Raw genomic sequence first — 24,871 nt, forward strand, 5'->3', positions numbered from 1 at the left:
ATAAGAAATCAAATGGAATAGAGAAGATTTAAGAATATATTAAAGCCATCAAAAGCAATGATGGCTATTTTCAAATCTATTGTTCATTTGAAGATATTGGAAAGATATAACGCACTTTTTAGTGTTGAATGTTATGTAACAACAATCACCATGGATGCAAAGGAAAAAATAAGATGCAATGGTTTAAAACACTCCTACTGGCGACAGGTATTGCTGCGGTATCTGCGGGCGCTCAGGCAAAACAGACCATTTGTGTATTTGACATTGTCGGTAAAAGTGGCGATGTCTATGCACTGATGAAAGACTATCAGCTTGCCGCAAAAACATGGGGTGCGGACATTGAGTTGAAAGTGGGCACCAATGAAGCAGTGATAGCGGAAGATTTCAAGGCAGGTAAATGTGATGGGGTTAGTATCACAGGCATGCGTGGTCGCCAGTTTAACCAGTTTACAGGCTCATTGGATGCGATTGGTGCGATCACAGACCTAAAACTTGCGGTAAAAGTGATGCAGGGATTGGCAAGCCCAGCATTTGCTAAGGCCATGGTGAATGGCAAATATGAGGTTGTGGGCGTGATTCCGATTGGGGATGCCTATCTGCTGGTTAATGACCGCAATATCAACACTGTTGCCAAAGCGGCAGGCAAGAAAATTGCGGTACTGGACTATGATGAAGCGCAAAAAATTATGGCTTCTCAGGTGGGTGCTCAGGCGGTTAGTTCTGACATCACCAACTTTGGTGCGAAATTCAACAATGGTCAGGTTGATATCATTGGTGCGCCAGCAGCAGCATTTAAGCCTTTAGAACTTCACAAAGGTCTGGGTACTAAGGGTGCAATTGTCAATTACCCAATCTTGCAGGTGACAGGCAACCTGATTATCCATCCTGATAAATTCCCTGCTGGTTTTGGTCAAAAATCAAGGGAATGGGTGAAGGCACAGTTACCACGTGCTTTTGGCATACTTGGCAAGATGAAAGCGGATATTCCACAAAAATACTGGATGGAAGTTCCTGCGGCTGACAAGCCTGGCTACCAAAAGCTGATGCGTGAAGCGCGTATCAACCTGACTGCAAAGGGCATTTATGACAAGCGTATGATGAAATTGCTATGGCAATTCCGTTGTCGTGAAGATGCCAAGAATTTTGAGTGTGCGCTACAGGATGAAAACTATAAATAATCCTGTATAAAGTCTTTAAACACACTTTAAACTTCAAATACAGACCCGATATTGAGTATGTTATACTGAATATCAGGTCTTTTATTTTTTTAAAGACATATTGAAGTCTGAGGAACATCATCATGAACGCCCAAGCTCTTGAATTGTCAGATAATGCTGCCAAAAAAGTTCGCCAGTTACGCGAAAGTGAAGGGAATAACGATCTCATGTTACGCGTTTATGTCACGGGTGGAGGGTGTTCTGGATTCTCTTATGGCTTTAATTTTGCTGAAAGTGTCAATGAAGATGATGCTGAATTCAGCAATGGCGACGTTAAAATGTTAGTTGATTCACTTAGCTATCAATACTTAGTTGGTTCAGTGGTTGATTATCTTGAAGGACTGGAAGGTTCTCGTTTTGTGGTCCAAAACCCGAATGCCACCACGACCTGTGGCTGTGGTTCATCTTTCTCGATTTAATAGAATATAAATATAAAAAGGCTTCTCAATTCGATAAGCCTTTTTTATTGCTTTAGCCTTAAACAGCAGTGATGGTTCCCAGGATACGATCACCTGACGCGCCTGTCACAGCGGGTAAATTACCAGTGAGTTGCTGAACAAAACGCATGGCCAACCATGCAAAAGCAGTTGCCTCCACCCAGGTTGGTGCCAGCCCTAAAGCATCAGTGGTTTGTACAGACCAATTATGCTTGCGTAAACGCCAGCGTAGCTGTTCCAGTAAATGTGAGTTGTAGGCTCCGCCACCGCAGACATAGATTTCACCTGTAGGCATCAGCTCCTTGCTGCGGTAAATCGCTTTCTTAATGGCCCGTGTTGTCAGTTTCATCAGTGTGGCCTGCACATTCTCAGGTGTATCTTCCAGTTCGTCATATTCCAGATCATTGCGCCAATCGCTGAGCTGCTCATCCAGCCATTCGAGGTTAAAATCTTCACGACCTGTGCTTTTCGGTGGCTCTTTGGCAAAAAATTCATGATTCTGTAAACGATCCAATAAAGAACGAATGGGATTGCCATAGGCCGCCCAGTCACCATTTTCATCGTATGGATGCCCCGTATGACGATGACACCATGCATCCATCAAGATATTGGCTGGACCTGTATCAAAACCATAGACGCCGTTTAGGTTATTGGCAGGCAACATACTGACATTGGCAATGCCACCCAGATTCAAAATCACCCGATGGATACTGTTATGCTGAAACAGTGCCTGATGAAATGCGGGAACCAAAGGCGCACCCTGTCCACCAGCCGCCATATCACGACGACGAAAATCAGAAACCACAGGGAGTTGCGTGATCTCAGTGATGATGTTGGGATCACCAATTTGCAGGGTAAAACCATGTTCAGGGCGGTGGCGAATGGTTTGCCCATGTGAACCGATGGCCTTAATTTGAGTGCGGTCTAAATTGTTCTTTTCAATCAGTTCATTGATACCCTGACCAATCATTTGCGCCAGCGCCACATCCGCCTTGCCCATGCGGTCAATTTCATTGTCATCAGGCAAGGTCAGTGCCATCAGCTCATCACGTAGCTCAGGTTCAAAAGGCACAGTCAGCGTGGCGTGTAGCGTGAGCGGCCCAAATGAAGCTGCGATAATATCCACACCATCCATGCTTGTGCCTGTCATTACACCAATATAGATTGCGTTCACCGCAACTTCTCCCTGCAACACGCTGAAAAAATGTTAGTATATCGCACAAATTGAATAACTGATGTGTTTAGGTTTTGTGATGTCAAATTTCTTGCCCGCCGAAGAACAGCTTGCTCTCATTCAACGAGGCACGCACGAAATTATTTCTGAAGAAGATTTACTGAAAAAACTCAAGGAAAATCGCCCCCTCCGTGTGAAAGCAGGTTTTGACCCAACGGCTCCTGACCTACATTTGGGACATACGGTCCTGATTAATAAACTCAAAACATTCCAGGATCTGGGACATGAGGTTTATTTCCTGATTGGTGACTACACCGCAATGATCGGCGACCCAACAGGTAAGAGTGCAACGCGCCCGCCGTTGTCCCGCGAACAGGTTGAAGCCAATGCCAAAACCTATCAGGAACAGGTATTTAAAATTCTTGATCCAAATAAAACCAAGGTTGTCTTTAACTCAGAATGGTTCAACCAGAAGTCAGCTGCGGACCTGATTCAATTGGCAAGCCAGCAAACTGTTTCACGTATGATGGAGCGTGATGACTTTACCAAGCGCTATAGCAACCACCAACCGATTGCGATCCATGAGTTCCTTTATCCATTGGTTCAGGGTTATGACTCGATTGCGCTTGAAGCAGATGTTGAGTTAGGTGGAACAGACCAAACCTTTAACCTGCTGATGGGACGTACTTTACAGGGCCGCTACGGTCAGGAATCACAGGTGTGCATTACCGTACCGATTCTTGAAGGTTTGGATGGTGTCAATAAAATGTCTAAGTCTTTAGGCAACTATATTGGTGTGTTTGATACCCCAGGCGCGATGTACCAAAAAATCCTGTCTATGCCAGATAGCCTGATTGAACGTTACTTTGATCTACTGAGCTTTAAGTCACTTGATGAAATCAAAGTCTTGCTAGATGAAATGGCGGCAGGACGTAATCCACAGGAGATTAAGCGTATTTTGGCACTTGAGCTAGTGGAGCGTTTCCATGATGCAGAAGCCGCAGAAAATGCACATAAGAGCGCGGGTAACCGTGTCACAGAAGGCGAAGTACCTGAAGATACACCAGAAGTGACCATTTCCCGTGCTGAGTTTGGTGGTGAGTTATTTATTGCAACCATTCTTCGCGTCGCAGGCTTAAATCCGAATGCAGCTGCTGCAAAAGATGCCGTGGGTCGTGGTGCGGTTAAAGTTGACTGGAATGTGGTTGATATGAGCTTCTCTGTAAAAGAGAATGTCACTTTAATCATTCAATCGGGTAAAAAAGCCATTGCACGAGTGACTTTCATTGACTAAATCCAAATAAAAATAATAAAAAGCAGGCCATGAGCCTGCTTTTTATACATAAATAGATGATAAAAACGCCGAAAACATCAGTTTTGTAGAAAAAAGAAACATGCAAAAGAAAATAATAAAAAACAGGGTTGCATCGTATCTGAAATGCTGTAGAATGCCCACTCATCGGCGGTGATGCAGATAAAAACTTTTTGAGAAACAAGAATTTGGCTAATGTGGTTAGATTCTTGGGTTGATTGATGAGTTTTAAAAATATCGAAATTGCCTGTTGACTTTAATTTAGATTAGAGTAACATAGCCGACCTAGCTTGATGATGACGAATCATTGAGAAGATCATTAAGAGAATAGAAGAACAACTTGTGTGGATTTTTACTGATTGATTAATCGATATATTATCATTGATTGAATGGTAGAAATTACTCGAAGTTTATTTGAGCGAATTTTTAGTCAGAAAATTGATGAGCCAGATTTAGTACTTTTAGTAAAGTACAAATGATTTTAAACTGAAGAGTTTGATCATGGCTCAGATTGAACGCTGGCGGCAGGCTTAACACATGCAAGTCGAGCGGGGTGAAGTGCTTCGGTACTGATCCTAGCGGCGGACGGGTGAGTAATGCTTAGGAATCTGCCATTTAGTGGGGGACAACATTCCGAAAGGGATGCTAATACCGCATACGCCCTACGGGGGAAAGCAGGGGATCTTCGGACCTTGCGCTAAATGATGAGCCTAAGTCGGATTAGCTAGTTGGTGGGGTAAAGGCCTACCAAGGCGACGATCTGTAGCGGGTCTGAGAGGATGATCCGCCACACTGGGACTGAGACACGGCCCAGACTCCTACGGGAGGCAGCAGTGGGGAATATTGGACAATGGGCGGAAGCCTGATCCAGCCATGCCGCGTGTGTGAAGAAGGCCTTTTGGTTGTAAAGCACTTTAAGCGAGGAGGAGGCTACCTGGATTAATACTCTAGGATAGTGGACGTTACTCGCAGAATAAGCACCGGCTAACTCTGTGCCAGCAGCCGCGGTAATACAGAGGGTGCGAGCGTTAATCGGATTTACTGGGCGTAAAGCGTGCGTAGGCGGCTGATTAAGTCGGATGTGAAATCCCTGAGCTTAACTTAGGAATTGCATTCGATACTGGTCAGCTAGAGTATGGGAGAGGATGGTAGAATTCCAGGTGTAGCGGTGAAATGCGTAGAGATCTGGAGGAATACCGATGGCGAAGGCAGCCATCTGGCCTAATACTGACGCTGAGGTACGAAAGCATGGGGAGCAAACAGGATTAGATACCCTGGTAGTCCATGCCGTAAACGATGTCTACTAGCCGTTGGGGCCTTTGAGGCTTTAGTGGCGCAGCTAACGCGATAAGTAGACCGCCTGGGGAGTACGGTCGCAAGACTAAAACTCAAATGAATTGACGGGGGCCCGCACAAGCGGTGGAGCATGTGGTTTAATTCGATGCAACGCGAAGAACCTTACCTGGCCTTGACATAGTAGAAACTTTCCAGAGATGGATTGGTGCCTTCGGGAATCTACATACAGGTGCTGCATGGCTGTCGTCAGCTCGTGTCGTGAGATGTTGGGTTAAGTCCCGCAACGAGCGCAACCCTTTTCCTTACTTGCCAGCATTTCGGATGGGAACTTTAAGGATACTGCCAGTGACAAACTGGAGGAAGGCGGGGACGACGTCAAGTCATCATGGCCCTTACGGCCAGGGCTACACACGTGCTACAATGGTCGGTACAAAGGGTTGCTACCTAGCGATAGGATGCTAATCTCAAAAAGCCGATCGTAGTCCGGATTGGAGTCTGCAACTCGACTCCATGAAGTCGGAATCGCTAGTAATCGCGGATCAGAATGCCGCGGTGAATACGTTCCCGGGCCTTGTACACACCGCCCGTCACACCATGGGAGTTTGTTGCACCAGAAGTAGGTAGTCTAACCTTAGGGGGGACGCTTACCACGGTGTGGCCGATGACTGGGGTGAAGTCGTAACAAGGTAGCCGTAGGGGAACCTGCGGCTGGATCACCTCCTTAACGAAAGATTGACGATCGGTAAGAATCCACAACAAGTTGTTCTTCGAGATATATCGAATGAAAGATAGAAAAAGTATTGTTTCTCTTTTTTAATTTTAGAGATAAGTCGTGCACTACGCGCTGCGCTTGTCTTGCGAAATAAAAGAAGAGATCAACGATCTCTTCTTTTATTTCTCAGGGTCTGTAGCTCAGTTGGTTAGAGCACACGCTTGATAAGCGTGGGGTCACAAGTTCAAGTCTTGTCAGACCCACCACTACTGACGAAGTGATGAATAATCACAAGCTGCTAGATAAAAAGATATGTCGTTCATTATGATTGTAAGCTGGGGACTTAGCTTAGTTGGTAGAGCGCCTGCTTTGCACGCAGGAGGTCAGGAGTTCGACTCTCCTAGTCTCCACCAGAGCTTCGATCAGCAAAGCAACGCTTTGCCGAAGCGCAAGACAAGCAGCTATGCTGCGCGTAGTATCTGATCTAATATGGTAGTGAAAGATATTTTTAAATTATAGAACTTAATAAATAAGGTGAATCAAGAGATTGATTTAGATTTATTAACTTCTGTGATTTATCACAGTTTACTGCAAGCTGACGAGGCTGTAGTTAATCATTAACAGATTAGAATTTGAGTCTGAAATAAATTGTTCACTCATTCAATAACAAAGCAAGAAGAATTAATTCTTTAAGCTGAGTTGTTAGAAATGAGAACTAGCAAAAACACTGAATCAAGCGTTTTGGTATATGAATTTAGATTGAAGCTGTACGGTGATTAAATTCACGAAGCAACAAACTGGATGAGAGCGATGTAAGTTGAAAAACGAGCATAGCAATCTGTCCTAACCTTACTTGTAAGGGTTAGCGACTGTTTGGGGTTGTATAGTCAAGTAATTAAGTGCATGTGGTGGATGCCTTGGCAGTCAGAGGCGAAGAAAGACGTGATAGCCTGCGAAAAGCTCCGGGGAGGCGGCAAATATCCTGTGATCCGGAGATATCTGAATGGGGGAACCCACTTACCATAAGGTAGGTATTGCAACATGAATACATAGTGTTGCAAGGCGAACGAGGGGAAGTGAAACATCTCAGTACCCTTAGGAAAAGAAATCAATTGAGATTCCCTTAGTAGCGGCGAGCGAACGGGGAGTAGCCCATTAAGTTATGTGTGTTTTAGTGGAACGCTCTGGGAAGTGCGAACGTAGAGGGTGATATTCCCGTACACGAAAGGGCACACATAATGATGACGAGTAGGGCGAGGCACGTGAAACCTTGTCTGAATATGGGGGGACCATCCTCCAAGGCTAAATACTCCTGACTGACCGATAGTGAACCAGTACCGTGAGGGAAAGGCGAAAAGAACCCCTGTGAGGGGAGTGAAATAGATCCTGAAACCGCATGCATACAAGCAGTGGGAGCCGACATGTTCGGTGACTGCGTACCTTTTGTATAATGGGTCAGCGACTTATATTCAGTAGCGAGGTTAACCGAATAGGGGAGCCGTAGAGAAATCGAGTCTTAATAGGGCGTTTAGTTGCTGGGTATAGACCCGAAACCAGGCGATCTATCCATGAGCAGGTTGAAGGTTGGGTAACACTAACTGGAGGACCGAACCCACTGTCGTTGAAAAGCCAGGGGATGACTTGTGGATAGGGGTGAAAGGCTAATCAAGCCTGGTGATAGCTGGTTCTCCCCGAAAGCTATTTAGGTAGCGCCTCGGACGAATACCATTGGGGGTAGAGCACTGTTTCGGCTAGGGGGTCATCCCGACTTACCAAACCGATGCAAACTCCGAATACCAATGAGTACTATCCGGGAGACAGACTGCGGGTGCTAACGTCCGTAGTCAAGAGGAAAACAATCCAGACCGCCAGCTAAGGCCCCAAAATCATAGTTAAGTGGGAAACGATGTGGGAAGGCATAGACAGCTAGGAGGTTGGCTTAGAAGCAGCCACCCTTTAAAGAAAGCGTAATAGCTCACTAGTCGAGTCGGCCTGCGCGGAAGATGTAACGGGGCTAAAACTATGTGCCGAAGCTGCGGATGTAACTTTTAAGTTACGTGGTAGGGGAGCGTTCTGTAAGCCGAAGAAGGTGTATTGAGAAGTATGCTGGAGGTATCAGAAGTGCGAATGCTGACGTGAGTAACGACAAAACGGGTGAAAAACCCGTTCGCTGAAAGACCAAGGGTTCCAGTCCAACGTTAATCGGGGCTGGGTGAGTCGACCCCTAAGGCGAGGCCGAGAGGCGTAGTCGATGGGAAATTGGTTAATATTCCAATACTTCTGTGTAATGCGATGAGAGGACGGAGAAGGTTAAGTCAGCCTGGCGTTGGTTGTCCAGGTGGAAGACAGTAGGCATGCATCTTAGGCAAATCCGGGGTACTCTATGCTGAGAGTCGATAGCAAGCTGTACTTGTACAGTGAAGTGGCTGATACCATGCTTCCAGGAAAAGTCTCTAAGCTTCAGTTACACAGGAATCGTACCCGAAACCGACACAGGTGGTCAGGTCGAGTAGACCAAAGCGCTTGAGAGAACTCTGCTGAAGGAACTAGGCAAAATGGTACCGTAACTTCGGGAGAAGGTACGCTGCTGACGGTGATGGGACTTGCTCCCTGAGCGGTTGGCAGCCGCAGAAACCAGGCCGCTGCAACTGTTTATTAAAAACATAGCACTCTGCAAACACGAAAGTGGACGTATAGGGTGTGATGCCTGCCCGGTGCTGGAAGGTTAATTGATGGGGTTAGCGTAAGCGAAGCTCTTGATCGAAGCCCCAGTAAACGGCGGCCGTAACTATAACGGTCCTAAGGTAGCGAAATTCCTTGTCGGGTAAGTTCCGACCTGCACGAATGGCATAATGATGGCGGCGCTGTCTCCAGCAGAGGCTCAGTGAAATCGAAATCGCTGTGAAGATGCAGTGTACCCGCGGCTAGACGGAAAGACCCCGTGAACCTTTACTGCAGCTTGACATTGAACTTTGACCTTACTTGTGTAGGATAGGTGGGAGGCTTTGAAGTTGGAACGCTAGTTCCAATGGAGCCGTCCTTGAAATACCACCCTGGTAATGTTGAGGTTCTAACTCTGCCCCGTAATCCGGGGCGAGGACCATGTCTGGTGGGTAGTTTGACTGGGGCGGTCTCCTCCTAAAGAGTAACGGAGGAGTACGAAGGTGCGCTCAGCGTGGTCGGAAATCACGCGTAGAGTATAAAGGCAAAAGCGCGCTTAACTGCGAGACCCACAAGTCGAGCAGGTACGAAAGTAGGTCTTAGTGATCCGGTGGTTCTGTATGGAAGGGCCATCGCTCAACGGATAAAAGGTACTCTGGGGATAACAGGCTGATACCGCCCAAGAGTTCATATCGACGGCGGTGTTTGGCACCTCGATGTCGGCTCATCTCATCCTGGGGCTGAAGCAGGTCCCAAGGGTATGGCTGTTCGCCATTTAAAGAGGTACGCGAGCTGGGTTTAGAACGTCGTGAGACAGTTCGGTCCCTATCTACCGTGGGCGCTGGAAATTTGAGAGGATCTGCTCCTAGTACGAGAGGACCAGAGTGGACGAACCTCTGGTGTACCGGTTGTGACGCCAGTCGCATCGCCGGGTAGCTATGTTCGGAAGGGATAACCGCTGAAAGCATCTAAGCGGGAAGCCTACCTCAAGATAAGATTTCCCTAGGAATTTATTCCTCTAAAGAGCCGTTCGAGACCAGGACGTTGATAGGTTGGGTGTGGAAGCACGGTGACGTGTGAAGCTGACCAATACTAATTGCTCGTGAGGCTTGACTATACAACACCCAAACAGTTGTTGTATTCAAGATAAGTTCAATACATAACTTGATTTAGTGTAAAAACTAGTTAAAATGCTGAACACAAAGTTAGACTCAATATCTAATCCGTTAATAACTCTTTGGTTCGTAAGTAAGGCAGACATGAAGTGAAAACACAACATGATCAATAAGACCCCAAAACACCACAACAGTTTGCTGGCGACAATAGCAAGAGTGAACCACCTGATCCCTTCCCGAACTCAGAAGTGAAACCTCTTCGCGCTGATGGTAGTGTGGCACTTGCCATGTGAGAGTAAGTCATCGCCAGCTTTTAAATTCAAACACCCCTAACCTGACGGTTAGGGGTGTTTTTTATTGCAACGAGAAAAATAAATTGGGGAAAATTACGGTATAACTATTGGGGAAAAGATAAAGCGTGATGTGAATATGCAAAATAATAATCTTGGTTCTTGGCAATCTAGCCTACAGACATTGGTTTATATTTTATTGTTTTTAATTCTCTTTGGATGGTTGTTGAAAATTGGGCAAGGCTTTTTATTGCCAATCCTTGTTGCGACGATAGCGATGTATATCCTTATCACATTAAGTCATTGGCTAGTAAAGTTTCCTGTTTTGAAATCTACGCCAGAATGGTTTAGAAGAATATTGGTATTAATCAGTTTTATTGTGGTGATGGTTCAGCTTATTAGTTTAGTGATTACAACTGGACAGAAAATTTTGGCTAAGATGCCAATCTATGAAGCGAATATTGAACAGGTTTTTTTGTATGTAAACGCGTATTTAGGGTGGAGTGATAGTCCGGACTGGCAAATCTTTAGAGAAATGCTGATGAGCCAGATTAATCTTCAAAGTCTCATTACTTCGACACTTACTTCATTTAGTGCGCTGACAGGCATGTTTGTTGTCATTATTGTATATGCCTTATTTTTATTGAATGAGCGAGATCAGTTCGTTAAAAAATTAATGATTGCATTTCCAGATGGTAAAACTGAACAAACGCGGTTATTGATCGCGGATATTAATAAAAAGATTAGTGAATATCTTGTCGTTAAGACACTTATTAATTTGATTTTAGCAACGATTTGTTTTGTTATTCTTTGGGCGTGTGGTGTGGAGTATGCATTATTTTGGGCTTTAATTATTGGTTTGTTTAACTATATTCCATACGTTGGTTCTTTATTCGGTGTGATTTTCCCTGTTCTAATGACATTGGCTCAAACTGGTTCGCTGAAATTAACTATTCTGGTTGCAATTCTATTGACGGTTGCACAAATGTTTGTAGGAAATTTTCTAGAGCCACGTATGATTGGTAAACAAATCAATTTATCTCCGTTTGTTGTTTTGCTTTCCTTGTCTTTGTGGTCTTCATTGTGGGGAATCGCAGGAGCGATTTTAGCAATTCCTCTTACTTCAATTTTTGTAATTGTTTTGGAAGCATTTCGATCTACTCGCCCATTTGCTATTTTACTCATGCAGAATCCGAAAAATTACGATCAATCATAACCGTGATAATAGGGCTTAAATACTTACTAATAGGATTTGGGCTCTTATTTCGGATAAATATCTCAACGTTTTTGATAAATGATTATGGATAAAATTGATGTGTATTTTGCCAAGCGCTTGCTTGGTTTTTTCTTTTTTGATAAGGTAAAGCGCTTATAAATACTCTAATCGACTCAGAATTATTCAAGCTAGGAAGCAGAAAATGCAACTTAATCCGATCTACTATAATGAACAACACCAAGCTTTTGCAGACAATGTACGTCGATTCGTGCAAAAAGAAATGGCTCCATTTGTTAATGAATGGGATGAGGCTGAAACGTTTCCTCGAGAGCTTTATAAGAAAGCTGCTGAGATTGGATTATTGGGCTTAGGCTTTGGTGAAGAATATGGGGGTATTCCGGATGCTGATCCTTTTTATTCGTTACTCGCTGGTGTGGAAATGGCGAAAGCGGGTTCAGGTGGTGTGCATATTTCGTTGATGGTACATACCATCGGTGCTCCACCAATTCAGCATTTTGGAAGTGAAGAACTAAAAGCGAAAGTATTGCCAGATATTATTTCCGGCGAAAAGATTTCGGCTTTGGCAATTACTGAGCCTGGTGGTGGATCTGATGTTGCCGCTTTGCAGACCGTTTCCACTTAAAACCTGTGATTATTGGCATGTTTTTATTGGGGGCATTCTCTCTAGTGGGTCTAGGCTTCAATTCACCACAGCCTGTAATTTATTTATTGGTCGGCTTAGCGGGTGCTTCTGCCATTGGCAGCAGTATTTTACTGTATAGCTTTGTTGCACAGTATTATCCACTCACGATTCGTTCGACAGGTATCGGTTGTGCTTCTGCAGTGGGGCGTGTAGGTGCGATTGTAGGCCCTATTATCATTGGCGTACTTTTGGGTATGAATTTACCGCATAAAATGAACTTTTTGGCGGTGGCGATTCCTGCGGTGATTGGTGCAATTGCAGTGGCAATGATTCGTTTACAAAGTACATCAAAGGTGGTGAGTGAGCCAAGTGTGGTCAAAAAAGCCAGTCGATCTTATAGTTAATTGATCGTTAATATTGTGGGACTTTGAAATTAAGGAGCATCGCTCCTTAATTTTTTGCCTATTTACTTTGTAGAAGATTCAAGTAAGAAAGTGTATAGCGATACATTTCTATTATGCTCAGGGTGAGTTTCATTGGTTATGATGTCTTGATTAGCTCAAGCTAAGATTGAATAAATAGAGGAGCAATTAGGATGCTTAAGATGAATCGGCAACACTATGGATTTATAGGTCTAGTTACATTGGGTTTAATCACAGGGTGTAATGCACAAGTTCAGCCGAAACAGAACTCGGCTACTTTAGAGTCAAAATCAACTTCTGCACAAAACTTACAACGCTATCAAGTACAGCCAATTGCAGATTTTAATGAGCCGTGGGCATTGACAGAGTTACCAGATGGACGTCTATTAATTACAGAAAAAGCGGGGAAATTAAAACTTTTTAATCCAAAAACAGTTCAAAGCTTAGATGTTCAAGCTATCCCTGAAGTGGCTTATGGCGGACAAGGTGGTTTGGGTGATGTCATTTTAGATCCTGAATTTAAACAGAATCAGCAGATTTATTTAAGTTATGCAGAAGCGGGTACGGGTGGTTACGGTGCAGTCGTGATTCGGGGCAAGCTCTTATTGGATGCTAAACCCACGCCAAAACTTGCCCAAATTCAAAGAATCTGGCAGCAAGTGCCGAAAGTTTCAGGACAGGGACATTATGCACATCGTATAAAGTTTGGTGCAGATGGCAAATTATGGATAAGTTCTGGTGAACGACAAAAGTTTGAACCTGCTCAGGATTTAAAATCTAATTTAGGCAAAATTTTGCGTTTAAATGCAGATGGCACAACCCCTTTAGACAATCCATTTCAAACACATGGCGAGATTGCCAAACAAGTCTGGAGTTTGGGGCATCGAAACCCTTTGGGCATGGCATTTGATTCCGCAGGGCAGCTTTGGGTTGCAGAAATGGGACCTAAAGGTGGCGATGAGTTGAATCTGATTGCCAAGGGCGAAAACTATGGCTATCCGCTGGTGTCGAATGGTGATCACTATAATGGTTTGCCAATTCCAGACCATGCGACTCGTCCTGAATTTACAGCCCCAGTTCTGGATTGGACGCCTGTCATCTCTCCTTCAAGTTTGATGTTTTATACGGGAGATGTATTTCCACACTGGAAGCATAAAGCCATTCTTGGTGGTTTATCTTCAAAAGCAATTATTGTAGTGGATACACAAGCACAGCCTGTTCGGGAGCTACAGCGAATCGCGATGGGGCAGCGGATTCGTGGCGTACTCCAAGCGCAGGATGGCAATATTTGGGTGATTGAAGATGGTCAATCTGCCAGATTGCTTAAATTGGTGGCTCCATAAAATGCCTTTCTTCAGGTCTAAACATATTTTAGGGTGGGACAAAAAACAGATAGAAAAAAGCCCCAACATCATGTCGGGGCTTTTTCAGATTTATGTTTAGGTATTAGTGCTGTTATACCTTTCAGCGTCCTGCCGTTATATTCTTTATTATAGTTATTCTTGCTTTTTGAAACATCCTGTTTCTGTATGCCTTAAATATAAAATGAAAGGTGATTTTTGCCTAGCATCAATTTTCTGCAATGCATGTAAGCTAAAACGTACAACGAGATATTGGTGAAACGAATATCAATAAACTGGATTTATTGAGTTTTAAATGATTGATTATATTTAATAATTGTCTTATTCAATAAAAAATCCCCCAAGTCCATATTCTTGTACTTGGGGGGGTTGAACAGCAGAAAGATGCAGCAAGTATGCAAATTGATTACATCAATTTAATACCTTGTTGTCCAGCAGGGGTGACTCTAAAGATTTCAACTTCAAAGGTAATATTTTTACCCGCTAAAGGGTGGTTAAAGTCTACTTCGGTCACATCATCATTTACAGATTTCACCACGCCATAGAGGCTTTGTTTGGCTTTATCTTCAAACTCAATCATGTGTCCTTCAACTGGACGTTGCTCAAATTTAACCGTATCAAAAGTTTGTACGTTTTCAGGATTCCATGGACCAAATGCTTCTTCAGGTGGAAGACTCACGGTACGACGGTCACCTGCACGTAAACCAAATAATGCCTTTTCAAAGCCAGGTAATAAGTTACCATCGCCAATCACGAGGCTTACGGGTTCTTCACGATTACGTGTATTGTCAATCTCAACACCATTTTCGATTGAAACAGAAAAATGCAAGTCGACTTTTGAGCCATCTTGAATACGAATTTCTTCGTTTGGTTGGATAATTTCAGTCATCTTATGCATCCGCATTTTGGATACGTTTCTTTTCAAGGAAGAAAGTATCAATAAGTAGCAGGATTGTTCCTAAGGTAATCGCACTATCGGCAAGGTTGAATGCTGGGAAATGGCTGTTTTGGTAGTAAACGTGGATAAAATCGACCACATAACCTAAGCTAACACGGTCAATTAAATTGCCAATTGCACCACCAAGAATTAACGCAATCGCCATTGGTAATACAATTATTTTCTTTGGCATACGCATCAACCAAAAAATAAAAATAACCGAGACTACGCCTGCTAAAGAGGTGAACAGGTAACGTTGCCAACCACCCGCATCAGATAAAAAGCTGAATGCTGCACCATGGTTATGGAGTAAAGTCCAATTCAAAAAAGGTAGCACTGGAACGGGATCAGCATAATTTAAATGCGAGCTGGCAATCCATTTAGTCCATTGATCCAACACAATGGCAAGGACCGATAGCCCGAGCCAAAGTAAATTGTGCGGATAAAATTGAAACAAGCCTGTTTTTGCTTGTGTATTAGGCATACTTTCTCACTTCGCCACTGCCTGTGACGTTGACGATACAACGGGCGCATAATCCAGTATGACCAACGTGCGTATTGACATCTGGCAATACATGCCAGCAACGTACACATTTTTCACCATCTGCTGCGGAGACTTCGACACGTAATCCTGTTAAGTCAGTGCTTTCACCTTGTTCAGCATAAGGGTAAACGATGACTTGAGAGGTGATCAAGACAAAACGTAATTCATCAGCCAATTGGTTTAACAATTTCTGTAATGCTTCATCTGCCCAAAGTTCAACTTTTGCAGATAAGTTACTACCGACAAGTTTAGCGTTACGCGCTGCTTCAATCTGTTTGTTTACTGCTGATTTTACGCTAATCAATGTTTGCCAATCTGCTTCTGACAGTAAGTTTGCTGTTGATGCAGTTGGAATGTCATACCATTCAGCAGTAAACACATATTTACCTGTCTGTTCAGGAATCAATGGCCAAGCTTCTTGTGCGGTAAAGCTCAAAATTGGCGACATCCAACGAACAAAGGCTTGCACGATATGATATAGCGCTGTTTGAGCAGAACGACGTGCTTGTGAATCTGCTTTGGTGGTGTACTGACGATCTTTGATGATGTCGAGATAGAAGCCACCCAAGTCATTGATACAGAAGTTGGTCAATGCGTTGGTCACAATATGGAAATTCATCTCTTCATAGGCTTGCTGGATGGTTTTTTGAACCTCAGCAGCGCGTTGCAAGATGTACTGGTCCAATGCAATCAATTCATCTACAGGTAGAGCATCAGTTGATGGTTTGAAGCCATTCAGGTTTGCCAACAAGAAACGTAAGGTATTACGAATACGACGATAACCATCTGATGCGCGGCTAAAGATTTCTTTACCAGCCGTCATTTCATAGCGATAGTCAGCAGATGCAATCCAGAAACGTAAACCATCAGCACCCATATCTTTAATAATGTCTTGTGGGGTGATGATGTTGCCTAATGATTTAGACATCTTACGACCTTTCTCATCGACCACGAAACCGTGAGTGAGTAGACCTTTATACGGTGCACGTTCATTAATCGCAATTGAAGTTAACAATGACGATTGGAACCAGCCACGATGTTGGTCTGAACCTTCAAGATACAAATCTGCAGGGTCTTGTAACTCTTCACGTTCACGCAATACTGCGTAGTGTGTGGTTCCTGAGTCGAACCAAACGTCTAAGGTATCGCGAACAGCATTGTAATGTTCGGCATCAGTACCAATGAAGTCGCTGGCATCACGGTTATACCAAGCATCAATCCCTTCTTGCTCAATCAGTTGGGCAACTTCTTCGATGAGTTCAGGTGTACGTGGGTGTAACGCATTGGTATCTTTGTGTACAAAGAACGGAATTGGCACGCCCCAAGTACGTTGACGAGAAATACACCAATCTGGACGACCTTCAATCATCGATTGGATACGGTTTTTACCCCAATCTGGAACAAATTCGATGTCATTTTCAATCGCATTTAATGCAGTTTGACGCAAGCCTTTGGCATCCATGCTGATAAACCATTGCGGTGTCGCACGGAAGATGATTGGCGTTTTATGACGCCAGCAATGTGGGTAGCTGTGTTTGATCGGTTGATGCGCCCACAAACGACCTGTTGCTCCCAATGCTTCGATAATTTTTGGGTTGGCTTTATAGATGTGCTCACCAGCAAAAATCGGTGCTGTTGGTAAATATACACCATTGCCACCAACTGGATTATCCACTTTTAGGTTGTACTGTAGGCCAACCTTATAGTCGTCCACACCATGGCCCGGTGCGGTATGTACGGCACCTGTACCACTGCTTGCGATGACGTGTTCACCGACGATCACAGGGACTTGGCGATCTGTAATCAACGGATGTTGTAATAATAGGTTTTCGATGACAGCGCCTTTAAAATCAGCCAGTACGACTGGATTTTCGAGCTTGTAACGCTCGATCGCAGATTCCACTAGATCTTTAGCAAGAATGAAGTTTTGCGCACCACGATCGTTCTGAATTTGAACAAGTTGGTAGTCAATGTCGGCATGTACCGCAACTGCTTGGTTGGCAGGTAGTGTCCATGGCGTGGTCGTCCAGATCACGATATCCGTTACATCTTGCACATCAACACTTAGGCGTGCGCTTAAATCTTTCAGATCTACAACGGTGAAGCCAACGTCAATTGCATCTGATTTTTTATCTTCGTATTCAACTTCGGCTTCAGCCAGTGCAGAACCACAGTCCAAACACCAGTTCACAGGTTTTAAGCCCGGTTCAATATGACCAGCTTTAGCAATCGCACCAAGCGAGCGAACGATGTCCGCTTCTTGTTTAAAGTTCATGGTCAGATAAGGATTGTCCCAGTCACCAAACACACCCATACGCACGAAGTCTTTCTTTTGTAATTCAACTTGTGTGTAAGCGTATTCACGGCAGGCTTTACGGAACGTTGATGCGTCTACTTTCACGCCAACTTTACCGACTTTTTCTTCCACCTTAAGTTCGATTGGCAGACCATGACAGTCCCAACCTGGTACATAAGGCGCATCGAAGCCATCCAATACACGGCTTTTAATAATAATGTCCTTGAGGACTTTATTAACCGCATGACCTAAATGGATTTGACCATTGGCATATGGAGGACCATCATGTAGCACGTATTTCTTCTTGCCAATACGCGATGCGCGAATCTGCTGATAAATGTTGTCGGCATACCACTCTTCTAACCATTTGGCTTCACGCACAGCCAAATTTGCTTTCATCGCAAATTCAGTATGAGGTAAATTGAGTGTGGCTTTATAATCCACTGCATTTTCAGGAGTTTGCTTATCGCTCATGCAAGTTTTCTTCCAGTTTGATCAGTGTATAAACTGACATGTATTACAAATGAAAATTAAATTTAAAAAGGAAATTCTGAAGTACGATTACGATAGTCTCGTAATTTTTGCACATCATCATCTATTCCAGCTTTGAGTGCTTCAAGCGAAGGGTAATTCAGTTCACCATGTAAATAGTGAAGAAAGGTTACCCGCATTAATAAGCTATACAGATTAGCAGAAACATCAGGGAAATGTACTTCTAATCGCCACTCAGGCTGAACTTGTTCGATCGCAGGACGAGTCCCCACATGGCCAGCACCGAATAAGCTATCACTTTGATACCCTGCAATGCCGTTCAGGGCAGGGTTTGTATGTTTTACTTTTGCTGTCAGTGAGGCATTTTCACACACCACATCGACTGCATAGATGCCACTTAGACAAGGCTTATGACGATTTAAACGAACATTAATTGTTGGAAAATCCAGTGTACGTCCGATTTGATCACCATATTGCACACGACCCGTGATGCTGTAAGGACGACCCAGCAGTTTAGCTGCTAATGCCAGATCACCTTCTTGTAGAACCTGACGAATACGGGTTGAACTGACACGTTCATCATTCAGTGCAATCGTATCTAAATTGGTGACATTAAAACCATAATCTCTTAAGAATTCACTGTTTCCTTGGCGATCTTTGCCAAAATGAAAGTCATCTCCCAAAACGAGGGTTTGGGCATTGAGCTTAAATTTGAGTAAATCCGCAAATTCAGTCGCATTCAGGCTTCTAAAGTATTGATCAAACTTTGCTACCGCAATGTAATCCACACCCAGTTCAGTTAAATATTCTACTTTTTCTCGTAAGGAGCTAATGCGGGGTGGGGCATCATAACCTTTAAAAAATTCAAGCGGTTGTGGCTCAAAAATCATCACTAAAGTTTTTAAGCCTTGAGCAGATGCTAACGATTTAAGCTGGGCAATCATCGCTTGATGACCAAGATGGACACCATCAAAATTGCCAATCGTTACCGCAGTCGGAGGTAACTGAAAATTTGGCGATAATGCGTTGAGACGAAGCAACTTCATGGGCGTTAAATACAGTGATTTTTACAAAGGCTATATATTGCCATATTCTCAGCGTTTCGTCTTGTTGTTGTGTTTTTACACAGAGAAATTTCAATATTTAAGCATTTTTATATAAATAAATCTGATTGATTAAATAAAAATAAATCAATTTTTCTTATTTTAAAGCTGAACTAAAATCAATCCATGTTGCTGAATATTGAGATAGAGATGAAAAAGCCATTTTATCAGCTAGAACAAAGTCGAGATGTCATTCGCCATTTTACCCCAAACTGGTTTACAGCCACTATGGGAACTGGTGTTGTGGCAATGATTTTAGCACAGTTACCTTTTGCTTCCGCTCTATTATTCAAGTTAGCGACACAATTATGGCAATTGAATATTTTGCTCTTCATAAGTTTTAGTGTGCTTTATATGTTGCGATGGATTTTATTTCCAACGGAAGCAAAACAGATTTTTAGTCATCCAAATATGAGTCTGTTTTTAGGGGCTATTCCGATGGGGCTGGCGACGATCATCAATGGTTTTCTCAGCTTCGGAACGCATTTATATGGTGATATTGCGGTGCAAATTGCGGAGTATCTTTGGTATTTCGATGTATTTCTCGCTGTGATGATCGCATGGATCGTGCCATTTTGTATGTTTAGCTGCCAAGATCATTTATTACAACGGATGACCGCAGTATGGTTATTACCGATAGTGGCTTGTGAGGTGGCTGCGAGTTCAGCGGGAGTATTACTACAACATTTAACAGCCGATCAGCACGCATTCAATATTTTAGTCACAGGCTATGTACTATGGGGCATTTCTGTATTGCCGGCTTTTGCAATTCTGACCATCTTAATGCTACGTTTGGCTTTACATCAACTGCCTGAGAAAGAGGTGGCAATTTCTAGCTGGCTTTGTTTAGGACCAATTGGCACAGGGGCTTTGGCGTTATTATTATTGGGGGAACAAGCACCACGTATCATGCAGGCGATAGGTTTCGAAGGTTTAGCGACATTACTGCCAGCCTTGGGTATTGTGGCAAGTTTAGTGTTATTAGGTTTTGGCTTATGGTGGTTTGGGATTGCGATTTTGACCACACTGCGTCATATGCGTACAGGCATTCCATTTAACTTGGGTTGGTGGGGACTGACTTTCCCATTCGGTGTGTTTATTTTGGCGATCTTTAACTTGGCGCATCAGTTACATATCGACTTCTTACAGTATGCGGCTGTGGTTTTAAGTCTGTTGTTGGTGGGTTTGTGGGCATTGGTGATGAAGAAAACGCTGGCAGGAGCGTACAGCGGTCAATTATTTTTCTCCCCATGTTTGGTCGCCTTACAGCAGAAGATGCAATAATATCAAGGTGTGCTTTAGCACACCTTTTTTGTGTCTCTATTTTGATTTGAACGAGTCTTTTTTATGAATGCTGATATTGCTCTGATTATGGCCTTACCGAATGAATCTAAAGGTTTGTTTGAACAAGTAGGTATTGACGTTCATTACAGTGGAATCGGCAAAATTAATGCAGCATTCAAGGCATTTGAGGTGATTCAAAAGACGGGATGCAAAACGCTGATCAATTTAGGCAGTGCAGGCAGTTCGCACTTCGATGCACATAGTCTGGTTGAGGTGATTACTTTTGTACAACGGGACATGGATGTGTCACCACTGGGTTTTGCCGTGGGCGTGACCCCAATGGATGAGGACATTCCTGCCGAAATCCATGTTCAGCCGCATTTTGAACATTTACCTAAAGGGATCTGTGGTACAGGTGACTCCTTTGAAACAGGACAGCCAAAAGTATCCTGTAATCTGGTGGACATGGAAGCCTATGCCCTCGCCAAAGTGTGCCAGAAGCTTGGGGTGCGTTTGATTTCAGTCAAATATATTACAGATGGTGCCAATGATACGGCTCATTTAGATTGGGAAGAGAATCTGCTGCTTGGCGCACAAAAATTATTGGCGTTGTATCAGGCGCATTTTTAAATAAAAAAGCCTATCTGCTGAGATAGGCCTGATCAATGCTTTCTGGTTTTAACGTGGCAATACACCATATAGCATCAAGTGTACCGTATGCTCAATGGTGCGTTGATACATACTGCGGTTGCGCAGGGTCTTGCCTGTGACCATTTCCATTTGAGTAGAAAAATCCGCATAATTTTGGGTGATTGCCCAAATATTGATAATTAATAATTCTGCATCAATTTCTTTGGATAATTTGCCTTGTTCCTGCCAAGTCTCAATCACTTTGGTTTTGCGTTTAAACAGCTTTTTCAATGGACCTTTTAAAATCGGTAAAATATGTGGTGCACCCTGAATGATTTCCAATGCAAATAAACGAGAAGCTTTTGGCTGATCTTTTGAACTTTCGATTTTTTGCATCAAATAATGAGTTAAGGCCTCAGTTGGCTCAAGCTCGACTTCCAATATCTGTAAGGGTGCCAACCACTTTTGCATTACGGTGGTGAGCACTTCAACATACAGTGACTCTTTGTTTTCATAATAATAAAAGATATTGGATTTATGCATATTTGCCAGTTGGGCAATTTCATCCAGACTTGCACCACTAAATCCATAGACGGAAAAAACATCCAGGGCAGCATTCAGCAGTTGATTGCGCTTTTGTGTACTCTTTTTCTGTTCCATCTGCGAGCTTGATTCAAAAAATGTCATTGACATTGTAAGATAAATTGGCGGATTTGTGCAAAATAACCGTATTTTTTATCGAAAAAGCAGGGATTGCCAGACCAGTAGTCACGATGTACTTGATAATTATTGAAATCTAAAATGGGTAAGACATATTTTGTAAATAATTCCTCAGTCATTGCGAGAAATTGTCGAGTGGTTGTTGTTCTTGAAATGTGGTTTTTGAGATGGGTAAAAGCGGTTTTAGGTGGCTAAAACCGCATTAAGGACCTGTTGTTCCAACTGGGCAAAGGCAATGCTTTTTTTGCGTGGACGTGGAAGATTGACCTGGAAATTATGCGCAATATGCCCCTGATCCAGCAGAATAATTCGGTCAGCAAGCTGTACTGCTTCACTGACATCATGTGTCACCAGAATTGCGGTAAAGCCCTGTTCTTTCCAGAGGCGTTCAATCAGGTTCTGCATTTCCAGACGGGTAAGTGCGTCCAGTGCGCCAAGTGGTTCATCCAGCAACAGGATACGCGGTGCATGTGACAATGCCCGAGCCAGTGCGGCACGTTGACGCTGACCGCCTGATAGCTGGGCAGGCCATTGTGCAGCCTTTTCCTTTAGGCCGACTTTTTCTAGAAGTTGCTCTGCAAGCCCACGCTGACTTTTGGCCAATCCCAGTTGCACATTTTGCATGACACTTTTCCAGGGTAGCAGGCGTGGGTCCTGAAACATCACCCGAATGTCATCATTGGTGATGCCCTCACGGAAGTTGCGTGCGGACTGGAACTTGATTTCACCATAGCTGGTCTTTTCCAGTTGTGCGATTAGGCGTAGCAGGGTGCTTTTACCACAGCCACTGCGCCCGACAATGGCAACAAACTCGCCTGCCTGAATGTTTAAATCCAGATCCTCAAGTACCTTGACCTCGCCATAGAACTTATACAGTTGCTCAATCAGGATATCTGCACCATTGGCTGGGGCGTTTGTGGTATCTAGCTTAATAATGGGCTGGATGAAATTATTTTCATATAGGTTTAGATTGAGGTTGCTCATGTTTATTTTCCTTTTTTATTTTTGATAACCTGAATGCCAGCGTAATAAATAACGTTCCAGCAGTTGCGCAAAGACATCGGCCAGTTTCCCCAGCAAGGCATACAGCAGGATACCCACTAGCACGATATCGGTTTGTAAAAACTCCCGTGCATTCATGGTCATATAGCCAATGCCTGACTGGGCGGAAATGGTTTCAGCAACGATCAGCAATACCCACACCAAACCGAGAGAGAAACGTAGCCCCACTAAAATGGAGGGCATTGCGCCAGGTAAAATAATGTCTTTATACAGTTGCCAGCGGTTCAGCCCATAGCTTCTACCCATTTCAATCAGCTGCGGATCAACTGAACGGATGCCATGATAGGTATTGATATAGATCGGGAAAAACACCCCGACCGCCACTAGAAACAACTTGGCGGTTTCATCAATGCCAAACCATAAGATCACCAGTGGAATCAGGGCAAGTGCAGGGATGTTGCGGATCATTTGCAGGGTGGTGTCCAGCAGCGTTGATGCAACACGGGATGAGCCATTCAACAAGCCGAGAACTAGCCCCAGCCCCCCACCCACCAATAAGCCGAGTAAAGCCCGTCCAGCACTGACCTTGACATGCTGCCAAAGTTCACCACTGATGAGCAGGTGCCAAAAGGCACTGACCACAGAAGAGGGGGCGGGCAGAACCCGACTTTGCAGTAAACCTGTACTTGAGGCAATTTGCCAGATGACGATCAATAAGATCGGTAACAGCCACGGTAACAGGCCTTTGCCGAGCTGCTGTGTTCCACGTGAAACATTGTTTAAGAAAACTTTTGCACTCATGCTGTCTCCTTGACCAGATTTTTTGCTTCCGTAGTCTCAGGGACGTAGTTGTTGGCAATGATTTCCCCAAATGGTCCTGTTAAGTGCGGTTGTGCCAGTTTCTTGCGTGTTTGCAGCGGCAAGAGTGGAAACACCAATTCCGCAAAACGAATCGATTCTTCCAGATGTGGATAGCCTGAGAAAATAAAGGTATCAATGCCTAAATCCGCATACTCCTGAATCCTTGCAGCCACCGTTTCTGGGTCACCCACCAATGCCGTGCCTGCACCACCGCGAACCAGACCAATGCCTGCCCAAAGATTCGGGGACACTTCAAGTTGATCTTTACGTCCACCATGCAACGCCGCCATGCGTTGTTGGCCCACTGAATCCATTTGCGCAAATTTCTTCTGTGCTGCGGCAATCGTGGCATCATCCAGATACTGGATCAGTTCATCCGCCGCTGCCCAGGCCTGTTCATTGGTTTCACGCACAATCACATGCAGGCGAATGCCGTAATTTAGGGTTCGGCCTATAGCGGCAGCCTTGGCACGTAAATATTGGATTTTTTCCTTAACTGCGGCAGGTGGTTCACCCCAGGTTAAATAGGTATCAACCTGTTCTGCTGCCAGCTCAGTCGCCGCTTCGGATGAGCCACCAAACCATAACGGGGGATGAGGCTGTTGTACGGGTGGATAGAGCAGTTTGGCATCATCGACGCTTAAGCGTTCGCCATGAAAAGTAAACGATTCACCTGTATGCGAACGGGTCAGGATTTCACGCCAGATTTTGACATATTCAGAAGCGGTCTGGTAACGGGTACTGTGGTCTTCATACAGGCCATCGCCCTTGAGTTCCTGTTCATCTCCACCTGTGACAAGGTTGAGCAGGATACGTCCATTGGAAAGACGGTCGAAAGTCGCTGCCATGCGGGCGGCGAGCGCAGGCGTGGTAATGCCTGGACGGAGGGCCACCAGAAACTTAAGTTGTCTGGTGGCATCAATCAGGCTGGCAGCTGTAATCCATGGGTCTTCACAGGAACGGCCTGTTGGAATCAGTACGCCATCATAGCCCAGGTTGTCAACTGCCACCGCAATCTGTTTCATATAGGCATGATCGACCTGACGTGCGCCCTTGCTGGTGCCTAGATAACGGCTGTCACCATGAGTGGGGATAAACCAGAAAATATTCATGTCGATGTTCCTTATGAAAAAGTAAAAAATTTAT

Annotated in this window: 16 protein-coding genes, 2 tRNA genes, 3 rRNA genes and 2 pseudogenes; 14 read left to right on the forward strand and 9 right to left on the reverse strand. The window is 44.1% G+C overall.

The genetic code is table 11. The features are described 5' to 3' along the window. Nucleotides 1–173 precede the first annotated feature (173 nt). A complete protein-coding gene (locus F972_RS14100; protein WP_004770024.1) occupies nt 174–1,178 on the forward strand; it encodes a putative solute-binding protein in 1,005 nt (334 codons plus the stop codon). Nucleotides 1,179–1,300: 122 nt separating this feature from the next. Further along, nucleotides 1,301–1,636, forward strand: a complete 336-nt coding sequence (gene erpA, locus F972_RS14105; protein ID WP_004675453.1) for an iron-sulfur cluster insertion protein ErpA — start codon at nt 1,301–1,303, stop codon at nt 1,634–1,636. Nucleotides 1,637–1,694: 58 nt separating this feature from the next. On the opposite strand, the gene F972_RS14110 is transcribed toward erpA, so the two are convergent. After that, nucleotides 1,695–2,828 carry an anhydro-N-acetylmuramic acid kinase gene (locus F972_RS14110; protein ID WP_004770025.1) on the reverse strand — a complete coding sequence of 378 codons (1,134 nt, stop codon included), beginning with the start codon at nt 2,826–2,828 and terminating at the stop codon, nt 1,695–1,697. A gap of 61 nt (nt 2,829–2,889) precedes the next feature. Between F972_RS14110 and tyrS the strand changes: the two genes are divergently transcribed. From tyrS to F972_RS14160, 10 genes and pseudogenes are all read left to right on the forward strand, one after another. Further along, a complete protein-coding gene (gene tyrS, locus F972_RS14115) occupies nt 2,890–4,122 on the forward strand; it encodes a tyrosine--tRNA ligase (protein ID WP_010589559.1) in 1,233 nt (410 codons plus the stop codon). Nucleotides 4,123–4,623: 501 nt separating this feature from the next. Beyond that, a 16S ribosomal RNA gene (locus F972_RS14120) occupies nt 4,624–6,160 on the forward strand. A 177-nt stretch (nt 6,161–6,337) separates the two neighbouring features. Further along, nucleotides 6,338–6,414: transfer RNA gene (locus tag F972_RS14125), tRNA-Ile, on the forward strand. Between the two features lie 71 nt (nt 6,415–6,485). Then, nucleotides 6,486–6,561, forward strand: a tRNA-Ala gene (locus F972_RS14130). A 472-nt stretch (nt 6,562–7,033) separates the two neighbouring features. Beyond that, nucleotides 7,034–9,926 (forward strand): 23S ribosomal RNA (locus tag F972_RS14135). Nucleotides 9,927–10,121: 195 nt separating this feature from the next. Beyond that, nucleotides 10,122–10,236 (forward strand): 5S ribosomal RNA (gene rrf, locus F972_RS14140). The 16S, 23S and 5S rRNA genes sit together here with 2 tRNA genes alongside, the layout of an rRNA operon. 117 nt (nt 10,237–10,353) lie before the next feature. Then, on the forward strand, nt 10,354–11,430 hold the full coding sequence (locus tag F972_RS14145) for an AI-2E family transporter (protein ID WP_004680197.1): 1,077 nt from the start codon (nt 10,354–10,356) through the stop codon (nt 11,428–11,430). 202 nt (nt 11,431–11,632) lie between these two features. Then, nucleotides 11,633–12,061, forward strand: a pseudogene (locus F972_RS14150) (acyl-CoA dehydrogenase family protein); the annotation flags it as partial. Then, nucleotides 12,055–12,477 (forward strand): annotated as a pseudogene (locus F972_RS14155) (MFS transporter); the annotation flags it as partial. The pseudogenes F972_RS14150 and F972_RS14155, both read left to right, overlap by 7 nt. 191 nt (nt 12,478–12,668) lie before the next feature. After that, nucleotides 12,669–13,838: a PQQ-dependent sugar dehydrogenase gene (locus tag F972_RS14160; protein ID WP_004680194.1), complete on the forward strand. Its 1,170-nt coding sequence runs from the start codon at nt 12,669–12,671 to the stop codon at nt 13,836–13,838. A gap of 424 nt (nt 13,839–14,262) precedes the next feature. Here F972_RS14160 and F972_RS14165 read toward each other — a convergent pair whose 3' ends face one another. From F972_RS14165 to ribF, 4 genes are all read right to left on the reverse strand, one after another. Next, nucleotides 14,263–14,745 carry an FKBP-type peptidyl-prolyl cis-trans isomerase gene (locus tag F972_RS14165; RefSeq protein ID WP_004756808.1) on the reverse strand — a complete coding sequence of 161 codons (483 nt, stop codon included), beginning with the start codon at nt 14,743–14,745 and terminating at the stop codon, nt 14,263–14,265. Nucleotide 14,746: 1 nt separating this feature from the next. Next, the gene (gene lspA, locus F972_RS14170; RefSeq protein ID WP_004770026.1) at nt 14,747–15,277 is read right to left on the reverse strand and encodes a signal peptidase II; all 531 of its coding nucleotides are present in this window, start codon (nt 15,275–15,277) and stop codon (nt 14,747–14,749) included. After that, the gene (gene ileS, locus F972_RS14175) at nt 15,270–18,107 is read right to left on the reverse strand and encodes an isoleucine--tRNA ligase (RefSeq protein ID WP_004770027.1); all 2,838 of its coding nucleotides are present in this window, start codon (nt 18,105–18,107) and stop codon (nt 15,270–15,272) included. The genes lspA and ileS overlap by 8 nt, the downstream gene beginning before the upstream one ends. A 62-nt stretch (nt 18,108–18,169) precedes the next feature. After that, on the reverse strand, nt 18,170–19,171 hold the full coding sequence (ribF, locus tag F972_RS14180) for a riboflavin biosynthesis protein RibF (RefSeq protein WP_004770028.1): 1,002 nt from the start codon (nt 19,169–19,171) through the stop codon (nt 18,170–18,172). A 207-nt stretch (nt 19,172–19,378) separates the two neighbouring features. Here ribF and F972_RS14185 point away from each other — a divergent pair, with 207 nt between their 5' ends. Both F972_RS14185 and F972_RS14190 read left to right on the forward strand, forming a co-directional pair. Further along, nucleotides 19,379–20,512 carry a TDT family transporter gene (locus F972_RS14185; protein WP_034428205.1) on the forward strand — a complete coding sequence of 378 codons (1,134 nt, stop codon included), beginning with the start codon at nt 19,379–19,381 and terminating at the stop codon, nt 20,510–20,512. A 63-nt stretch (nt 20,513–20,575) separates the two neighbouring features. After that, on the forward strand, nt 20,576–21,142 hold the full coding sequence (locus F972_RS14190) for a phosphorylase family protein (protein ID WP_004680187.1): 567 nt from the start codon (nt 20,576–20,578) through the stop codon (nt 21,140–21,142). Between the two features lie 48 nt (nt 21,143–21,190). On the opposite strand, the gene F972_RS14195 is transcribed toward F972_RS14190, so the two are convergent. From F972_RS14195 to ssuD, 4 genes are all read right to left on the reverse strand, one after another. Then, nucleotides 21,191–21,802: a TetR/AcrR family transcriptional regulator gene (locus F972_RS14195; RefSeq protein ID WP_026040037.1), complete on the reverse strand. Its 612-nt coding sequence runs from the start codon at nt 21,800–21,802 to the stop codon at nt 21,191–21,193. Nucleotides 21,803–22,045: 243 nt separating this feature from the next. Further along, nucleotides 22,046–22,846 (reverse strand): ATP-binding cassette domain-containing protein, encoded by an 801-nt coding sequence (locus F972_RS14200; protein ID WP_004756799.1) that lies wholly within the window; start codon nt 22,844–22,846, stop codon nt 22,046–22,048. A 15-nt stretch (nt 22,847–22,861) separates the two neighbouring features. After that, a complete protein-coding gene (gene ssuC / locus F972_RS14205; RefSeq protein ID WP_004680185.1) occupies nt 22,862–23,665 on the reverse strand; it encodes an aliphatic sulfonate ABC transporter permease SsuC in 804 nt (267 codons plus the stop codon). Next, a complete protein-coding gene (gene ssuD / locus F972_RS14210) occupies nt 23,662–24,837 on the reverse strand; it encodes an FMNH2-dependent alkanesulfonate monooxygenase (protein ID WP_004770030.1) in 1,176 nt (391 codons plus the stop codon). Before ssuD ends, ssuC begins: the two co-directional genes overlap by 4 nt. Nucleotides 24,838–24,871: the final 34 nt, after the last annotated feature.

Source organism: Acinetobacter sp. CIP 102529, assembly GCF_000368325.1.
Lineage (GTDB): Bacteria > Pseudomonadota > Gammaproteobacteria > Pseudomonadales > Moraxellaceae > Acinetobacter > Acinetobacter parvus.